Here is a 732-nt window from a genome sequence, read left to right as displayed (position 1 = left end):
GGCCGCGTCCGGGTGGCAGCACCGCCCGCCGCCTGCGGTGGCCGCCGGGCGGTGCGCGGGCGCCCGGTGCCGAGCACCGCCCGCAGCGGGGCCAGGGTGTCGCCGGTGATCCGCCCCGCCCATACCAGGTCCCACACCGCCGCCACCAGCGCCCTGTCGTCGGGGACCTCCCCGACCAGGGCACCGGTCCGCCCCGTCAGCTCGCGGAAGAACAGCGCGCCCCCGCCGGCGAGGACCTCCAGGACCGCCTCGTGCAGCGGGGTCGTGGTGATCTCCAGCGGGGCGGGGAGCAGCAGCGGGGCGGTGTCGGCGAAGTAGAGGGAGACCCAGCCGTCCCCGCCGGGCAGCGAGCCCTGCCCGGCCCAGACCACCTCGCCGGAGGAGGTCAGCTCGTCCAGCAGGGACGGGTCGTAGCCGGGGACCCGGGAGGGCAGGACCAGCGTCTCCAGCGCCGAGGCGGGCACCGCCGCGCCCTGGAGCCGCTCGACGGCGTCCACCAGCGCGTCGACCGGCGGCCTGCTCCGCCGCGCGGCGCCGGTGATCCCGTGCCAGGCGGGGGAGAACGCGGCCAGCGCCTCCGGCGGGACCGGCTCGACCTCCTTGCGGAGCCGTGCCAGCGACCTGCGGCGCAGCATGCGCAGCACACCAGCGTCGCACCACTCCTCGCCCCGGCCGCCGGGCCGGAACTCGCCGTTCACCACGCGGCCGGCGGCCGCCAGGCGGCGCAGCGCG

General features: G+C 79.0%; 1 protein-coding gene. It reads right to left on the bottom strand.

The features are described from left to right. Positions 1-732 (bottom strand): Lhr family ATP-dependent helicase (locus ACWJ6R_RS37450; protein WP_449066725.1); only part of this gene is annotated, 732 nt, incomplete at both ends.

It is taken from the genome of Planomonospora algeriensis, assembly GCF_977012225.1.
This window is presented reverse-complemented; position numbering and strand designations above follow the sequence as displayed.